The 16,710-nt window shown below is 70.9% G+C and carries 10 protein-coding genes and 1 pseudogene; 2 read left to right on the plus strand and 9 right to left on the minus strand.

From position 1 onward, the window contains the following. Window positions 1–3 precede the first annotated feature (3 nt). Window positions 4–2,070, minus strand: a complete 2,067-nt coding sequence (locus SSP24_RS08010) for a SpoIIE family protein phosphatase (RefSeq protein WP_141308318.1) — start codon at window positions 2,068–2,070, stop codon at window positions 4–6. Window positions 2,071–2,230: 160 nt separating this feature from the next. On the opposite strand from SSP24_RS08010, the gene SSP24_RS43935 reads away from it, so the two are divergent. After that, entirely contained in the window at window positions 2,231–5,368 is a 3,138-nt protein-coding gene (locus tag SSP24_RS43935; RefSeq protein ID WP_244951791.1) for a SpoIIE family protein phosphatase, read from the plus strand. Between the two features lie 15 nt (window positions 5,369–5,383). Here SSP24_RS43935 and SSP24_RS08030 read toward each other — a convergent pair whose 3' ends face one another. The 4 genes and pseudogenes from SSP24_RS08030 to SSP24_RS08045 all read right to left on the minus strand — a co-directional run. Further along, window positions 5,384–6,253, minus strand: coding sequence for a sugar phosphate isomerase/epimerase family protein (locus tag SSP24_RS08030; protein ID WP_141308321.1), 870 nt, complete (start codon window positions 6,251–6,253; stop codon window positions 5,384–5,386). Further along, a complete protein-coding gene (locus SSP24_RS08035) occupies window positions 6,250–7,269 on the minus strand; it encodes a Gfo/Idh/MocA family oxidoreductase (protein WP_141308323.1) in 1,020 nt (339 codons plus the stop codon). Before SSP24_RS08035 ends, SSP24_RS08030 begins: the two co-directional genes overlap by 4 nt. Before the next feature lie 41 nt (window positions 7,270–7,310). Beyond that, window positions 7,311–8,735, minus strand: coding sequence for a sugar porter family MFS transporter (locus tag SSP24_RS08040; protein WP_141308325.1), 1,425 nt, complete (start codon window positions 8,733–8,735; stop codon window positions 7,311–7,313). A 9-nt stretch (window positions 8,736–8,744) separates the two neighbouring features. Further along, window positions 8,745–9,380: pseudogene (locus tag SSP24_RS08045) on the minus strand (TIM barrel protein); the annotation flags it as partial. A 248-nt stretch (window positions 9,381–9,628) separates the two neighbouring features. On the opposite strand from SSP24_RS08045, the gene SSP24_RS08050 reads away from it, so the two are divergent. Further along, window positions 9,629–10,633: a LacI family DNA-binding transcriptional regulator gene (locus tag SSP24_RS08050; RefSeq protein ID WP_141308329.1), complete on the plus strand. Its 1,005-nt coding sequence runs from the start codon at window positions 9,629–9,631 to the stop codon at window positions 10,631–10,633. A gap of 6 nt (window positions 10,634–10,639) precedes the next feature. On the opposite strand, the gene SSP24_RS08055 is transcribed toward SSP24_RS08050, so the two are convergent. From SSP24_RS08055 to SSP24_RS08070, 4 genes are all read right to left on the minus strand, one after another. Continuing rightward, a complete protein-coding gene (locus SSP24_RS08055; protein WP_141308331.1) occupies window positions 10,640–11,644 on the minus strand; it encodes a substrate-binding domain-containing protein in 1,005 nt (334 codons plus the stop codon). Between the two features lie 281 nt (window positions 11,645–11,925). Beyond that, the gene (locus SSP24_RS08060; protein ID WP_167529537.1) at window positions 11,926–13,797 is read right to left on the minus strand and encodes a phospholipase C; all 1,872 of its coding nucleotides are present in this window, start codon (window positions 13,795–13,797) and stop codon (window positions 11,926–11,928) included. Between the two features lie 183 nt (window positions 13,798–13,980). Beyond that, entirely contained in the window at window positions 13,981–15,204 is a 1,224-nt protein-coding gene (gene efeB, locus SSP24_RS08065; protein WP_141308333.1) for an iron uptake transporter deferrochelatase/peroxidase subunit, read from the minus strand. Continuing rightward, window positions 15,201–16,469 carry an EfeM/EfeO family lipoprotein gene (locus SSP24_RS08070; protein WP_141308335.1) on the minus strand — a complete coding sequence of 423 codons (1,269 nt, stop codon included), beginning with the start codon at window positions 16,467–16,469 and terminating at the stop codon, window positions 15,201–15,203. The genes efeB and SSP24_RS08070 overlap by 4 nt, the downstream gene beginning before the upstream one ends. Window positions 16,470–16,710: the final 241 nt, after the last annotated feature.

Genomic DNA, 16,710 nt, shown 5'->3' on the forward strand with positions numbered 1-16,710 from the left:
CGCCTACAAGGCGCGCGCCACGAGGAGGGCGACGTCGTCGTGGTCCTCCGGGTGACGCAGGCCGTACAGCAGCAGGTCGCAGGTCTCTTCGAGTGGCCGGTGGGGTTCGTCGAGGAAGGTGAGGAGGGTGTTCAGGCGGTCGTCGATGGGGTGGTGGCGGGTCTCGACGAGGCCGTCGGTGTAGAGGACCAGCAGGTCGCCGGGCTCCAGCTCGACCGTGCTGGGTTCGAAGGGAATGCCGCCGATGCCGAGTGGGGCCCCGGTGGGCAGGTCGAGCAGTTTGGGGGCCTGTCCGGGGCGGGCCAGCGCGGGCGGCATATGGCCCGCGTTGGCGATGCGGCACAGTCTGGTGCTCGGGTCGTACACCGCGTACACGCACGTGACGATGTAGTGCTCCAGATCGCAGGTGATCTTGTCGAGGTGCTGGAGCACGGCACCGGGTTCGAGATCGAGGTCCGCGTAGGCGACGGTCGCCGTACGCAGCCGGCCCATGGTGGCGGCGGCGTCGATACCGTTGCCCATGACGTCACCGACGACCAGGGCGGTCTTGTCGTCGGTCAGTCCGATCACGTCGTACCAGTCGCCGCCGACCTCGCTGGTGGCCTGCGCGGGCTGGTAGCGGGAGGCGAGCTCCAGGCCGGTGTGGTGCGGCGCGTGGTCGGGCAGCAGGCTGCGCTGGAGGGTGAGGGAGGTGTTGCGCACGCTCTGGAACCAGCGCGCGTTGTCGATGGCCACGGCGGCACGGCTGGCCAGCTCACTGGCCAGCACGACGTCGTCCTGGTCGAACGGCAGCGGATTGCGGGTGCGCTTGAGGTCGAGCGCGCCGAGCACCTCGCCGTGCGCGATCAGCGGCACCGCCAGATACGAGTGGATACCGGCCTGCGCCAGCAGCGCGCCCGCCTCGTCGTCCCGGGCGATCCGCGGCAGATCGTGGTCGCCGACATGCCGTACCAGAACCGGCCGGCCGGTGTGCACGCACAGCGTGACCAGGCGGTCGCCCTCGTAGGCGGCGACATCCCCGGGCGCGTCGGCGGCGCGCAGCGCCACCGTCGGGTGGGCCGCCTTGAGGGCGAGCGCGCGGAACAGCTCCGGCCCGTTGTCCGGCCGGCGGGAACTGCGGCAGGCCAGCGCGGAGTCCAGGACGTCCACGGCGACCACGTCGGCCAGCTCGGAGGCGGCGATGTCGGCCAGTTCGCGCGCGGTCTGCTCCACCTCCAGCGTGGTGCCGACCCGGGTCGAGGCGTCGGCGATGAGGGCGAGGCGCCGCCGGGCCCGGTCGGCCTCGGCGGCCGCGCGGTGCCGTTCGGTGACATCGACGACGGAGGTGGCCGCGCCCAGGATCCGCCCGCCGGGGTCCTCCAGCCGGTAGAACGACAGGGACCAGGCGTGCTCGTGCTCGGGATCGGTCGGCGGGCGGCCCACGTGGTACTGGTCGAGCAGCGGGGTGCCGGTGGTGAGCACCTGACGCAGGCAGGCCTCGATGGTGTCGATGTCCGGCAGGTGCAGGGTCTCCCGCAGATGCCGGCCGATGTGGTCCTCGGCGGGCACGCCGTCGATCCGCTCCAGTGCCGGGTTGACCAGGAGGTAGCGCAAGTCCGGGTCCATCAGGGCCAGGCCGATCGGGGACTGGTTGATCAGCCGTTCGCACAGGGCGAGGTCGGTCTCGACGCGCTGGAGCAGGTTGTGGTCGGCGGCGAGGCCCAGGGCGTAGACATCACCGAGATCGTCCAGCAGCCGCATGTTGCGGAACTCCGTCAGGCGGGTGCTGCCGTCCTTGTGCCGGATCGGGAAGGTGCCGGCCCAGCTCCGGCCGGTCTCCAGCACCTCCGCGAACAGCTTGATCACGGCCGGCAGGTTCTCGGGGTGGACGAACAGCCGCGCCGCGTACGTGCCCAGCGCCTCCTCCGCGGTGTAGCCGAACAGCTCCTGGGCCTGCGGGGTCCAGAACACGATGCGCCCCTCGGCGTCGACCACCACCGCGGCCACGCTCAGCACGTCCAGCAGGCCGGTCGGTCTGGGCGTCTTGGAGTCGTAGTCATCCCCGTCTGGCTGGAAGGATTCGGCTGTCATCCCTGATCCTCCTCCTCCACCGGCCGGCGGAAGTGACGACGTGCCCTTCCCATGCTGCCCCCGGCCCACTGCCTTGCCCAGTCCGGGAGCGGTGGGGCCGCCGGGGCCGTGCACATCGCACGGACAAGCAGGAACATGGTCCTGTAAAGGATGGGGACCAATGGACTCTGCGCGACACGGTTCCGAACCGCCGCCGCCGGCCGGAGCGCGCGATCTCTTCGACGCGTCCACCGACGCGGTGGCGGTGCTCTCCGCCGACGGCGTGGTGATCGGCTGGACCCGCGCGGCCGAGGAACTCCTCGGGCACCCGGCGGCGGAGGTCGTCGGCGGCTCCGCCGGACGGCTGCTGGCGGTGCCCGAGGATCCGGTACGCACGGCCGGCATCGCCGACCGGTGCCGCGCCGGAATGGGCTGGAGCGGTCACATCCCGCTACGGCACCGCGACGGCCACCGGATCGTCGTCGACCTGCGGGTGTCCGCCTGCTTCCGGATCGGCTCGCAGGAGTGCTTCCTGGTGTCGGCACGGGAGCAGCGCCCGCAGTGGGCGGTGGACCAGTCCGTCCTCGACGGCTTTCTGACCCGCTCGCCGGTCGGCATGGCGGTGATGGACCTGGACCTGCGCTACGTGTGGCTGAACGACACCCTGGAACGCTTCGGCGGTGTGCCCCGGGAGCAGCGGCTGGGCCGCCGGCTGAGCGAACTGCTGCCCGGGTTGCAGGCGGAGACCATCGAAGGTCTGATGCGCAAGGTGCTGGCGACCGGAGTCCCCGTCACCGACTACGAGTACGTCGGCTGGAGCTGGGCCGACCCGCACCGCCAGCACGCCTACTCCACGTCGTTCTTCCCGCTGGTGGACGCCGCCGACTCCATCACCGGTATCTGCTACATGGTCCTGGACGTCACCGAGCGGTGGAACGCCCGCCAGTTGCTGTCGCTGGTCAACGACGCCGGGACCAGCATCGGCCGGACACTCGACGTGATGCGCACGGCGCAGGAACTGGCCGACTTCGCCGTCCCCCGCTTCGCGGACTTCGTCGTCGTCGATCTCCTGGAGCCGGTCCTCAGCACCGAGGGGCACGGGGCGTGGCTGACCGACGCAGGACCGGCGTCCGCCAAGCCGGTCATGCGCCGCGCCGGAATGAGTTCGGTGCGCGAAGGCTGCCCGGAGGCCGTGGCGCAGGTCGGGGACAGGGTGGACTTCGTCCCGCCGCCGCACGACGTGAATCTGATCATGACCGGCGATCCGGTCCTCATCCCGGTCCTCGACCCGTCCGACGAATGGTGGATGGCCGAGGAGCCCGCGCGGGCCAGAAGCATCCGCGAGTACGGACTGCACACCCTCATCGCCGTGCCGATGCGGGCGCGGAACACCGCGCTGGGCATCACCACGTTCATGCGGTCGCTCAACCCCGTGCCCTTCCAGCCCGACGACGTCCTGCTGGCCCGGGAGCTGGTGGCCCGGGCGGCGCTGTGCGTGGACAACGCCCGCCGCTACACCCGGGAGCACACGGCGGCGGTCACCCTGCAACGCAGCCTGCTGCCCCAGGCCCTGTCGGGCGGTACGGCGCTGGAGGTGGCCTCCTACTATCTGCCGGCCGACCCGAGAGGCGGTGTCGGCGGCGACTGGTTCGACGTCATCCCGCTGTCCGGTGCCCGGGTGGGCCTCGTCGTCGGCGATGTCGTCGGCCACGGCATCACCGCGGCCGCGGCGATGGGTCGGCTGCGTACGGCGGTGCAGACCCTGGCCGACATGGAGCTGCCGCCGGCCGACCTGCTGGCCCACCTCGACGACCTGGTGCTGCGGCTGAGCGAGGAGAAGACCGACGAGAGCACCACCGCCTTCCTTGGCGCGACCTGTCTGTACGCCGTCTACGACCCGGTCAACAGGCGGTGCACAATGGCCCGCGCCGGGCATCCGCCCCCGGTCGTCGTCGCCCCCGACGGGCAGGTCTCCTTCCCGGAACCGCCGGCCGGTCCGCCGCTCGGGCTGGGCGGGGTGGCGTTCGAGTCCACCGAGATCGAACTCGCCGAGAACAGCCTGTTCGGTCTCTACACCGACGGCCTCATCCTGGGCGCCGACCACGACATGGAACGCGGCATGACCCGGCTGGGGGAGGCGTTGTCCCAGGGCCTCGGAGGTGGGGGTGGGGACGGGGACCGTGTGGCGCGGGCTGAAGGGGATCGGGGCGGTGACCTCGCGGCGCGGGCCGGGGCGGGCGAGGGCGGCGATCGTGCGGCGCGGGCCGGGGCGGGCGAGGGCGGCGACCGTGCGGGGCACGCTGAAGCGGGCGAGGGCGGTGACCGTGTCGTGCAGGCTGAAGGGGGCCGGGGCGGCGACGCGGGAGCGAGTGCCGGGGGGACCGGACGTGCGGCGCAGAGTGGGCGGGGCGTGGATTCCGGCCGTGCGGCGGAGGTCGAGCGGGGTCGGGAGTCCGGGCTTGTGGGGCAGGCTGGGCGGGGTCAGGGCTCCGGCCTTGCGGCGGAGAGCGGGCGGGGCGTGGATTCCGGCCGTGCGGCAGAGGCTGGGCGGGGTCCGGACTCCGGGTTTGCGGCGGACAGTGGGCGGGGCGTGGATTCCGGCCGTGCGGCGGAGGTCGAGCGGGGTGGGGAGTCTGGGCTTGCGGGGCAGGCTGGGCGGGGTCAGGACTCCGACCTCGCCGCGCACTCCGGACAGGGCCCGGCCCACGACCTCACGGCGCACTCCCCGCAGGATTCGGCCCCCGACCCCGACGCGCATCCCCGGCAGGATCAAGCCCCCGACCCCACTGAGCACCCCCGGCAAGACCAAACCCCCGACGCGCACCCCCCACGAGCCCCCGACGACTCCGACCTCGCCCCCCTCTGCGCGGCCGCGGTGCAGCGGCTTGTGTCTGTGCCTCAACCCGATGACATCGCCCTGCTCCTGACGCGCACGCACGCCCTGGGGGCCGACCACGTCGTCTCCTGGGACGTACCCGTGGACCCCGCCGCTGTCGCCGACGTTCGGGCAAGGGCGACCCGTCAGGTCGAGGCCTGGGGGTTCGAGGAGCTGGCCATGACCACGGAGCTGATCGTGAGTGAACTGGTCACCAACGCGATCCGCTACGCCGCTCCGCCCATCCACCTGCGCCTGCTCCGCGACTCCCGGCTGACCTGCGAGGTCGCCGACGCCAGCAGCACCGCACCGCGGCTGAGGCACGCCCGCAGCACGGACGAGGGCGGCCGCGGCCTGTTCCTCGTGGCCCAGCTCGCCCACCGCTGGGGCGCCCGCTACACATCCGACGGGAAGATCATCTGGGCGGAACAGGAGATCCCGTGACCCCCTCGCCCGGCGTCACCCCGCCAGTTCCTTGGTGATGCGGTTCAGCATGAACGCCGACGACTCACGCGCCCGTTCCTCCCAGGCGAAGACACAGGCCGTGGCCACGCCGTCGAAGCCCAGCTCGCGCAGGGTGCCGAAGAAGGCGTCCCAGTCCACCTCGCCCTGGCCGATGTCGAGGTGCTGGTGGATACGGGCCGGGGTGCCGGGCGGATTGAGGATGTAGCGCAGACCGGACGACCCCTTGTGGTTGAAGGAGTCCGCGATGTGCACGTGCTTCAGCTTGTCACCGGCGTAGCGCATCATCGCCGCGATGTCCGCGCCGACCTCCGAGGGACCGGAGAGGTGGAAGGTGTGCGGCGCGCAGTAGAGGTAGTTCACCCAGGGCTTGTTGATCGCGCGGACCAGATCGACCGCGGGAGTGTTCTCCTCGCAGAAGTCGTCCGGGTGGGCCTCCAGGTTCAGAGCGATGCCTTCCCGCTCGAACACCGGCAGCAGCTCCTCCATCGACCGCCAGAACGCCGCCTCGCTCTCCGCGGCCCGCTCGGGACGCCCGTTGAACTCGGAGTTCATCAGCGGGCATTCGAGCTCGGCCGTGATCTCGATCATCCGCTTCCAGTAGCGGACCGCGGCCTGCCGCTCCGTCTCGTCGGGCGAGGACCACTTGTACAGCGGCAGTACGGAGGACAGCCGCACGCCGTGCGTCCGCAGCGACCGCTTGAACGCGGCGACACGCTCGTCGTCCGCCCGCGGATGCAGGAAGAACGGCATGAAGTCGTCGCGCGGAGACAACTCGATGTATTCATAGCCGAGTTCGGCCACGGTGCGCACCATGTCGTCGAGCGGCAGGGTGCGGAACATGTACGGGTCGAGGGCGATCTTCATGCGGTTCCTCCGTAGAACGCCGGGCGGGGCTTCATGTCGACGGTGACGACCTGGCCGTCGGTCTCCAGGGAGCGGACGGCGGCGTCGGTGATGACGGTGGCGGCATAGCCGTCCCACGCGGAGGGCCCGGTGGGCTCGGCGCCGGCCGCGACGGCGTTGATCCACTCGCGGAACTCGGTGTCGAAGGCGTCCGCGAACCGCCCCTTCCAGTCCTGCAGAACGGCGGTGCCGTGCCGACCGGCGCTGCGGACTCCCACGGCGGCCGGGTCGGGCAGCCTGACGAGGCCCTCCTCGCCGACGGTCTCGCACTGGATGTCGTAGCCGTACTGGCAGTTGACGAAGACCTCCAGGCCGATGCGGACGCCGCTCGCCGTCTCGAAGTACATCAGCTGGGGGTCCTTCAGGTGCGCGAACCGCTTGCCGGTGGCGCGCGGCGTGATCACCTGGGCGGTGACGATCTCGTCGTCCAGCAGCCAGCGCAGTACGTCGATCTCGTGCACGGCGGTGTCCTGCGCGGCCATGACGGAGGTGTACGACTCCGGCACCGTCGGGTTGCGGTGCGCGCAGTGCACGATCAGCGGGGTGCCGATGGCGCCGGCGGCGATGACCTCCTTCATCTGGCGGTACCCGGGGTCGAAGCCACGCATGAAGCCGACCTGGACGAGGCGGCGGCCGTGGGCGCGCTCGGCGTCGACGACGCGCAGACAGTCCTCGGCGGTGGTGGCGAGGGGTTTCTCGCAGAAGACGGGCTTACCGGCCGCGATCGCGTTCAGGACGTGCTCGGCGTGCGTGGGCCCCCACGAGGTGACGAGGACGGCGTCCACGTCCGGGGAGGCGATGAGATCGGCGCCCGTGGGCAGCGCGGCGGCGCCGACACGGGCGGCCACCTCGGCGGCGCGCGCCGCGTCGATGTCGGTCACGGCGGTGACGGCGGCCCCGGTGACGACCTCGGTGAGGCGCCGTATGTGGTCCTGGCCGATCATTCCGGCGCCGATGACACCTACACGTACGGTCATGGTCGTTGCCTCCATGGCATGGGATTCAGGAGGAGCGGGATTCAGGAGTAGCGCGCCCGGAGTTCGGCTTCGAGCGTTTCGAGAGTGCGGCCCTTGGTCTCGGGGACGTAGAGCTTCACGAAGGTGAGGGACAGCACGCCCGCGGCCACGAACAGGAAGAAGGTGCCCGCGATGCCGATCCCGGAGACCAGGGACGGAAAGACCAGCCCGATCACGAAGTTGGTCAGCCACAGCACCACGGCCGCGACCCCCATCCCGAAGCCGCGCATCCGCATCGGGAAGATCTCCGAGAGCATCAGCCACGTCACCGGCGAGATCGCGCCCTGCTGGAAGGCGAGGAAGGTGACGGTCATGGCGAGCACGGCGTAGGCCCGGATCTCGCCGGACGGCAGGGTCAACGCGAACACGCCGATCAGCAGCAGGGCCGTGGTCGTGCCGAGCTGACCGGTCATCAGCATCGGACGGCGGGGCACCCGGCCCAGCAGCCAGATCCCGACGAAGGTGGCCAGCACCGAGATCACACCGTTGGCGATGTTCGCCGTCAGGGCGCTGTCGGCGGTGAATCCGGCGTCGGTGAGGATCTGGGTGCCGTAGTACATGATCGTGTTGACGCCGGTGATCTGCTGCACGATCGCGATGCCGAAGCCGATGAACATCAGCCGGCGCACCCACGGCACGGCCTTCATGTCCTTCCAGCCGCCGAGCTTCTCCCGCTCGTCCCGTACGGCGAGCGCGGACACCTCACTCAGCTCGACCTCGGCCCGGGCCCGCGACCGCACCTGCTTGAGTACGTCGAGTGCCTCGCCGAAGCGGCTCTGCGAGGCCAGCCAGCGCGGGCTCTCCGGCATCACCAGCATGCCGAACCACAGCACCACGGCCGGCAACGTGGCGATCACCAGCATCCAGCGCCACACTCCGCCGGACTCGCCGCCCACCTGGGCGATGATCGCGTTGGAGGTGAAGGCGAGCAACTGCCCGCTGACGATCATCAGTTCGTTACGGGTGACCAGTGCGCCGCGCCGCTCGGCCGGCGAGATCTCCGCGAGGTACACCGGCACGGTCACCGACGCGCCGCCGACCGCGAGGCCGAGCACGAACCGGGCGACGACCATGACGGCGGTGGTCGGCGCCAGGGTGCAGCCGAGCGCGCCGACGAAGAACAGCACGGCGAGGGTGAGGATCGTACGGCGCCGTCCGCGCGCGTCCGACAACCGGCCCCCGGCGACCGCGCCGAGCGCGGCACCGAGCAGCAGCGAGCTGGTGACCATGCCCTCGGTGACCGGGGTCAGGCCCAGGTCGTCGGTCATGTAGGGCAGGGCGCCGTTGATGACACCGGTGTCGTAGCCGAAGAGCAGACCGCCGAAGGTGGCGATGACGGTGATCATCCGCAGCCGCCGGGAGACCGCGGCAGGGGCCTGGCCGGCGACCGGTGCGGGAGCCGGTGTGGTGTCGTCCTTGAGGTCCATCGCCGCCTCCTACCGGTCGAGGTTCGGGCGCCGCGTCCCGGTGAGGCCGCAGCCGGCCAGGTGCTCACGGGTGCGTACGACGATGGGGAGCGGTACGTCCAGGGCGCACGGGTACAGGTCCTGCTCGACGATGACGAACAACTCGGCGTTGAGCCCCGCCAGTTCCGCCACCACGTCGGCCGGGTCGGGTACGCCCGCCGGGGGCGAGACGCACACGCCGCGCTTGACGGCCTCCCCGAAGGACAGGTCCTCGGCGGCGACCTGGGCGAGCACGGCCGGGTCCATCTGCTTGATGTGCACATAGCCGACGCGCTCGCCGAAGCGGCGGATCAGATCGAGGTTGTCCCCGCCGCCGTACGCGACATGCCCGGTGTCCAGGCACATATTCGTGTACCGGCTGTCGGACTCGTTCAGCAGCCGCTCGATCTCCGGCTGGGCCTGGATGTGGCTGTCGGCGTGCGGATGGACGACGAGGCGTACGTCGTACTCGTCGAGGAGCAGCCTGCCCAGCCGGTCGGCGGCCCGGCCGAGACCGGCCCACTGCTCGGCGGTCAGCTCGGGCGGCTCGGTGAACGCGCCGGTCTTCTTGTCGCGGTTCATCGGCGGGACCAGGACCAGGTGGTGGGCGCCCGCCGCGGCCGTCAGCTCCTGGGCGAGTTCGTCGAGGAGCCTGCCCGCGGTGGTGCGGAGGGGGGATGGCGCCGTTGCCATGGAGTGTCCTTCGGGGGAGGGAGGAGGGGGAGTTCCGAGTTCCTGCGGTTCTCCTCGTAAAGCTTGCTGTCGCGCTCTACTAGCGCGCTCTAGTGCGAGTACGATGACCCCTGTCCAAATGTCATGTCAATACCTTGGGGGTGGGTCCACAGGTGGATGCAACGGGCAGGCAGCGGCCCACGATGGCCGATGTCGCCGACCGGGCGGGTGTGTCCCGGGCGCTGGTCTCGATCGTGTTCCGCAACCAGCCGGGCGCGAGTCAGGAGACCCGCGAGCGGGTGCTGCGCGTCGCCGAGGAGATCGGCTACCGCCCCGACAGTGCTGCCCGGCTGCTCGCCCGCGGCCGCAGCCGCACACTCGGCGTGATGTTCACCGTGCACCAGACCTTCCACACCGACCTGATCGAGGGCATCTACCCCGAGGCCGAACGCCTCGGCTACGACGTCCTGCTCTCCGCGGCGGCCGAGGGGCGCAGCGAGGCCAAGGCGATCGAGGCGCTGCTCGGGCACCGCTGCGAGGCGCTGATCCTGCTCGGCCCCGAGGCGGACCCCGCCTACCTCGACGCACTCGGCCAGCGCGCCGTCACCGTGTCGGTCAGCCGCCGAGTGCCGCGCGCCCGCGTGGACTTCGTGCACAGCGCCGAGAGCAAGGGCGTGCGGCAGGCCATGGACTACCTGGTCGAACTCGGGCACCGCAGGATCGTGCACATCGACGGCGGCCGGGGGCCCGGCTCGGCCGAGCGGCGGCGCTCCTACCGGGCCGCGATGCGCCGGCACGGACTGGAGCCGGAGATCCGGGTGATCCCCGGCGAGCACACCGAGCAGTCCGGCATCGAGACCGGCCGTCTGCTGCTGGCGGAGCGCGACCGGGGCCTGCCCCTGCCGACCGCGGTCCTCGCGGGCAACGACCGGTGCGCGATGGGCGTGCTGATGGCCCTGGTGCGGGCCGGCGTCGAGGTCCCGCGGGACCTGTCCGTCGTCGGCTACGACGACAGCCACCTCTCCCATGTGATGCCGATCGGACTGACCACCGTCCGCCAGGACGCGGTGCTGATGGCCGAGCACGCGGTGCGGTTCGCGGTGGAACGGCTTGAGGATCCCCAACTGCAGCCGCGGGAGGCGGTACTGGACCCGAAGCTGGTGGTGCGGGGCACCACCGGCCCGCCGCCTCAAGGGGCGGCGGGCTGAGCGTGTTCAGCGGGTGCCGTTGGCGGCGAACTTCGCGACGGAGTCGACGTTCTCCTTGGTGACGAAGGCCGGTCCGGTGAGCACCGGGGCGGTGCCGCCGCCGCTGACGTTGCCGTTGGTCCGGTACAGCCACAGCCCGTCGACGGCGAGGTAGCCCTGCAGATACGGCTGCTGGTCGACCGCGAACTCCACGGACCCGTCCTGGACGGCCTGCACCAGGTCCTTGTTGAGGTCGAAGGTGGCCACCTTGGCCTTGCTCCCCGAGTCCTTCACCGACTGCACGGCCGTGAGCGCGAAGGGGGCACCGAGGGTGACCACCTGGTCGATGGAGGAGTCCCGCTGGAGCTTGGCGGTGAGCGTGGACTTCACGGTCGGCATGTCGGTGCCGTTGACGTAGAGGGTCTCGGTCGTGCCCTTGAACCCCTTCTTCAGACCGGCGCACCGTGCCTCCAGAGCGACCTGCCCCTGCTCCTGGATCACACACAGGGCGTGCTTGGCGCCGAGCTGGTTGAGCCGCTCCCCGAACGCCTCACCCGCGATGTTCTCGTCCTGGCCGAAGTACTCCAGCATGCCGAGCTGCCTCCAGTCGTCCAGGCCGGAGTTGAAGCCGACGACCGGGATACCGGCTGCCGTGGCCTTGGCCACCACCGCCTTCATGGCGTCCGGCTTGGCCGCGGTGAGCGCGATGCCGTCGACCTTCTGGTCGATCGCGTTCTGCACGAGGTTGGCCTGGTTTCCGGCGTTGGGGTCGCTGGAGTAGACGAGCTTGATGTTGTCCTTCGCGGCGGCCGCCGTGGCGCCCTTGCGGATCAGGTCCCAGAAGGTGTCACCGGGGGCGGCGTGCGTGATCATCGCCACCGTCATACGGGGCGTGTCCGCCTTGCCCACGGTCGCGTCCGCCGCGGCTTCCTCGGACTTCTTGCCGCCGGAGCCGCTGGAACATCCTGCGGCGAACAGGGCGCCCGCCAGGAGGGTGGCGGTCAGGGCGGCGGCTCTGTGGTTTCTGTGCATGTCCCTTGCACCTCGTGAGGAGTGGATCGAAGGAGGGAGTGAGGGGGGAGGAGGGGATGGCAGCCCCGTGCGGGGTGGGGGCGGGTCGTCCGGCCGAACGATGCCTCGCGCGGTGCCTCGCAGGTACTAGAGCGCTTTATTAGCGCGCTCTAGTAGCACGTACTATGGGGCCGCCCCCAGGGGATGTCAATGTGTTTGTCAGGACGTTTGAACAAGGTGCGCGCACGCACGAAGGCCCGGCCACCGGTCGCGCACGGTGGCCGGGCCTCGGGTACGTGGGGTCAGTGCTGTCGCTGGATCTTCTGCGTCCTGCGGCGGTACACGGCGAACACGGTCGCGGCGGCGCCCGCGGTGACGGTACCGGCGACGACGATCGGCAGCGCCGGGGTGGCGGGGCTGCTGTCGGCGACGTTCTGCGCCCTGAGGTCCTGGAGGTAGGGCGGATACGCGGCGTGGGTGGCTGCGGACGTGGCCGTCCGGGAGTAGTGCGGGATCCGCTTCACGGACTTGACCGAGCCGTCCGCGTTGAGCAGCACCTGCTTGTTGTTGGGGTGCCGGAAGTCGAACATGTGGGAGAGGGGGCCGGAGCGCTTGTCGAAGCTGGCGTCGCCGATGCGGCCGGTGTGCCAGTTGTCCTCGATGAACCTGGTGATGGACGCCTGCTCGGTGGCGGTGTGGTCGACCGAGTTGACCTTGCTGTACGGGGAGATCACCAGCAGCGGCTGGCGCGTGCCGGGGCCGCAGCGATCCGCGTAGCCGCCCGCGGCGGCGGGGCCTGCCTGGCACGTCGAGCTGTCGAGGGCCTTGCCGTTGGAGCCGACGGTGGTGTCCTTGGAGCCGTTCAGGACCTTCGAGGTGACGTGGTCGTACCAGCCGTCGGAGTCGTCGTAGGCGACCACGACCGCGGTGGACTTCCACTCCGGGGACTGCTGCAGCGCGTTGATCTCCTTGACCAGGAAGTGCTGCTCGTCGACCGGGTCGGAGTACCCGGCGTGACCGTCCTGGTACTCGGCGGCTTTCAGGAAGCTCACCGCCGGCAGGTTGCCGGCCTTGAGCGCGGCGTCGAAGTCGGTCAGGTCGTAGTTGTGGTTGGCCCGGCCGTTGTGCCCGATCTCCGCGATGTTCTTCGGGGCCAGGTGGTGCGGGTTGGACGTCGACTTGTAGTACTGGAACGGCGAGTGGTGCGGGCTGTAGTCCTCCACCGCCGCGCCGCCCACGTTGGTGTGGGTGGTGCCGGCGCACTGGGCGTAGTGGCCCTGCTTGCCGTCCCAAGGGGTGCTGGGGCGGAAGCCGCCCTGGAACCAACCCCAGCTCACGCCCTTGGTGTTGAGCAGGTCACCGATGTTCTTGCCCCGCATCGCCGCGAGCGCGTTGGTGGCGGTGTGGTCCTTGTCCGAGCAGTCGTCGTAGGCCGGGTCCGGGTCGTTGATGACCGTGCCGACGCCCTTGGCGTCCGGGGAGATCACCGTGTACGAGTCCGGGGTCGACGTCTGCTTCGGGTTCTCCGTGCCCGAGGCCGGGTCCACGGAGACGACGCCGTGGGTCTGGCCGGAGACCAGGTTGAGGGCGCCGGGCGTGGAGGGGCCGTAGACAGAGCTGAACGAGCGGTCGTTGAGCGCGTAGTGCTGGGCGTAGTTCCACAGGCCGGTGACGGTGTTGCCGTCGTAGTAGTCCATCACCAGGCCGGGCTCACCGAAGAGCCCGCTGCACTTGTTGACCTCGGTGTTCTCGACGTACTTGTCGGCCTTGCCGCCGTTGGCCGCGTACTGCTCGGGGCCGTAGGAGTGGTTCTGGTCGCAGGTCATGGTCTGCGAACCGGCCAGCCGCTTGGGCGCGTAGAGGTTCGGATTCTTCGTCAGGAGCCCGGCGTTGAGGAGGTTGTCGGTCTTCGGGGTGTGCCGTGCCGCCTTGAACTTGGTGCCGTCGGTGTTGGCCGCCTCGGGGTAGGTGGCGAAGTAGTGGTCGAACGAGACGTTCTCGTCGTAGATCACCACCAGGTGCTTGATCGGCGTCGCGGTGTGCGTGCCGGAGTGACCGTGGCCGCCCCCCGCCGGGGCCGCCGACGCGGGGACGACTCCGCCCGCCGTCGCCAGTGCCGCCGCGCCGAGCAGGGCGCCTATGCGCGCCACCCGAGTTCTTGCTGTGCCGCTCATGCTGTTTCGCCTTCCGAGGAAGCGGTGAAGTGTCGGTGCTTTGTCATGTGTTGGCCCTTACGGCCGGATCTTCGGCCATCGTGGCGGCGGCCCGTGCGAGGGACAACGAAGGTCGAGCGAACGTTCGGTCAGGAAACACCCATGGTCTTTTGGCCAGTATTTGACCGGTACTGACTGGCGAGATCAGGCCAGCAAGACCCGGCCCAGCCAGTCGGTGTCGTCCCGTACTCCCGGCAGGGCGAAGAAGTAGCCGCCGCCGAACGGCGTGATGTAGTCGACCAGCGGCTCCCCGGCCAGCCGCTTCTGCACCGTCTCGAACTGCCGGGCGAGGTCCTGCTGGTAGCAGCAGAACAGCAGGCCCATGTCGAGGTTGCCGTTGCTGTCCATGCCCCGGTCGTAGTTGTAGGCACGGCGCAGGATGCGCTGGTCGGCGGTGTCGGGCGTACGGGGATTGGCCATCCGGATGTGGCTGTCCAGCGGGATCACGTCCCCTTGCGGATCCTGCGCGTACCGCGGGGCGTCGGTCTCGTGCCGCCCGTCCAGGGGCGCGCCGGTGTCCCGGGCCCGGCCGAACATCCGCTCCTGCTCCGTGATCGACACCCGGTCCCAGAACTCCACCAGCATCCGGATCAGCCGTACGACCTGGTAACTGCCGCCGGTCGCCCAGTCGGGCTCGCCGCTGCCCTCGCCCACCCACACCAGACGGTCCATCTCACGCGCATCGCGCACATCCGGATTGGCGGTGCCGTCCTTGAAGCCCATGTGATTGCGCGGAGTGCCGGACGGGCGGGGCGGGCTGACGAAGCCGTCCATCCGCCAGCGCACCTGCATGCCGCCGCGGGTGTGCCGGGCCACATCGCGCAGCGCGTGCAGCACCGCGTCCGGGCTCGCGGCGCAGAACTGCACACTCAGGTCGCCGTGGCACCAGGCGGCGTCCAGGTCGTCGTCGGGGAACGACGGCATCGTGGTGAGCTGGCGCGGGGTGCGGGACGCGAGGCCGTAGCGGTCGTCGAAGAGGGAGGCACCGGCGCCGACCGTGACGGTCAGCCCGTCGGCGGGCACGTCCGGGCCGAGGGTGCCGGAGTCGCTGGGCGGGGCGGTGATGCCCAAGGGGTCCGGGCTGCCGCCGGCGGTGAGGAAACGGGCCCGGTCGGTGATCGTCCGCAGCAGGTCGGCCAGTTCGCGTCGGTTCTCGGCCGTGACGTCGAAGGACACGAACGCCGAGGCCCGCTGGGCGGGCGTGGTGATCCCGGCCTGGTGGCGGCCGTGGAAGGACACGCTCGCGCTCTCGTGGGCCTGCGCGGCGGCGGAGGCCGCGCCGTGGTCGGCGGCCACGAGCCCGGCACCGGCCACGGCGGCCGCGCTCGCCAGGAAGCCACGGCGGCCCACTTCGTTGACGCGGCTCACGCGGTCCTCCGTACGTCGGTGAGTGCGGCCACGTCGGCGAGCCGCTCGACGAGTTCGCCCAGGTCCGAGTCGGCCTTCTCCCGCTGCGCGCGGGTGAGTTCGGCGAGCGGCGTCCAGTGGCCGTCGTGCTGGAAGCTGTCGAGCGTGCGCTGTGTGCGGTCCAGCCAGGAGTCGATGCCGGGCAGGCCGGTGGCGCGGGTCCTCAGCAGTGGGCGCAGGTACCCGAGGAGGACGCGGGTGCCGTCGAGGTTGGCGCGGGCGGTGGCGAGGTTGGTGCCGCTGCCGTAGTCGGTGCGGCCGGTGAGTTCGAACTGCAGGGTGTTCTCCAGGATTTCGTGCGCCCGCAGGCCGACGTCGGCCGGGTCCATCCGCTGGTCGGGCCAGCTGTCACGCAGCGCCCGGACGGCCCGGGCGAGCCGGTCGGCCGGACCGCGCAGGCTGCTCGCCGACTCGCCGTGCCACAGCCCGTACTCGACCCGGTGGAACCCGGTGAAGTCCTTGTCGCGCACTCCGTCCTGGAGCCCGGCGGTGGTCCCGTTGATCACCGCGTCGGCGTCGCCGAAGGTGCCGTAGGCGGCGCCCATCCGTTCGTACACCAGGTGCGCGGGCAGCCAGGCGGCCCGGGCAGCGGCGAGGTCCCCCCGGTCGACGGCGTCGCGCAGCGCGTCGGTCTTCTGCACCAGCTCGACCGTGCGGGCCTGGATCCACTTCTGGTAGGCGAGCGTGGGCGGGATGAGGTCCTGCTGGGTCACCGGGACGGCGGCCGGACCGCTCTTCACGGACCCGCCGCCGGTGACGCGCACGGTGGGGCCGGTGACGGCGTCCGCGTCGTCGGGCAGGCACTTGAAGGCGTACGAGCCGTTGCCCAGGGTCACCCGCATCGCGCGGACCGTGCCCGGGGCGAGCCCCTCGACCTCGCCGTAGACCGCGCCCGTCTTCGCGTCGGTCAGGTACACCTCGGCCGCCGTACTGGAGGTGTTGCGCAGGTCGAAGACCTGACGGCCGGGCTCCGCGTGCCGCCAGCCACGCCCGCAGCCGGAGGGGCCGACCTCGACGGTGGTGTGACGCGGACCGCCCGCCGCATCCGCACTGTGCCCGCTCCCACCGGAGCCGCCGACTGTCAGCACGCCCACCGTGACCGCTCCCGCGGCCAGCAGGGCGCCGCCCGCGAGCAGCATGGGGCGCCGCAGGGCGGCGGGGCCGGGCGGTACGGGACCGGATTCGGGTTCGGGTTCGGCTTCGGTGTCGAGGGCGGTTTCGGGCACGCCCGGCCTCCAGACAGGTGTACGAACGAGGCGGTGCAGCCGATGCTAAGCAGCGCCCGACCCGGTAAACCGCGTTCCTGACCAGCTGCTGACCAGAGGCAGAGCGAGATTTCGCCCGCAGTTCACTCACCGCCGCACGCCTGAGGCGGGGGCGTGTCGCCGGTCGCCGGGCTCCACGTGTGCGGTGTCGTCGGTCGGCGTTATCCTGGCTGCGGCCGTGCGATCGCTGTGCACGGCGCGG

Source organism: Streptomyces spinoverrucosus, assembly GCF_006539505.1.
In the GTDB taxonomy this organism is placed as follows: domain Bacteria; phylum Actinomycetota; class Actinomycetes; order Streptomycetales; family Streptomycetaceae; genus Streptomyces; species Streptomyces spinoverrucosus.

Excerpts from the sequence above, each read along its gene's own strand:
- SSP24_RS08010 (WP_141308318.1), bottom strand. The coding sequence starts at position 2,070 with ATGACAGCCGAATCCTTCCAGCCAGACGGGGATGACTACGACTCCAAG.
- SSP24_RS43935 (WP_244951791.1), top strand. The coding sequence starts at position 2,231 with ATGGACTCTGCGCGACACGGTTCCGAACCGCCGCCGCCGGCCGGAGCG.
- SSP24_RS08030 (WP_141308321.1), bottom strand. The coding sequence starts at position 6,253 with ATGAAGATCGCCCTCGACCCGTACATGTTCCGCACCCTGCCGCTCGAC.
- SSP24_RS08035 (WP_141308323.1), bottom strand. The coding sequence starts at position 7,269 with ATGACCGTACGTGTAGGTGTCATCGGCGCCGGAATGATCGGCCAGGAC.
- SSP24_RS08040 (WP_141308325.1), bottom strand. The coding sequence starts at position 8,735 with ATGGACCTCAAGGACGACACCACACCGGCTCCCGCACCGGTCGCCGGC.
- SSP24_RS08050 (WP_141308329.1), top strand. The coding sequence starts at position 9,629 with ATGGCCGATGTCGCCGACCGGGCGGGTGTGTCCCGGGCGCTGGTCTCG.
- SSP24_RS08055 (WP_141308331.1), bottom strand. The coding sequence starts at position 11,644 with ATGCACAGAAACCACAGAGCCGCCGCCCTGACCGCCACCCTCCTGGCG.
- SSP24_RS08060 (WP_167529537.1), bottom strand. The coding sequence starts at position 13,797 with ATGAGCGGCACAGCAAGAACTCGGGTGGCGCGCATAGGCGCCCTGCTC.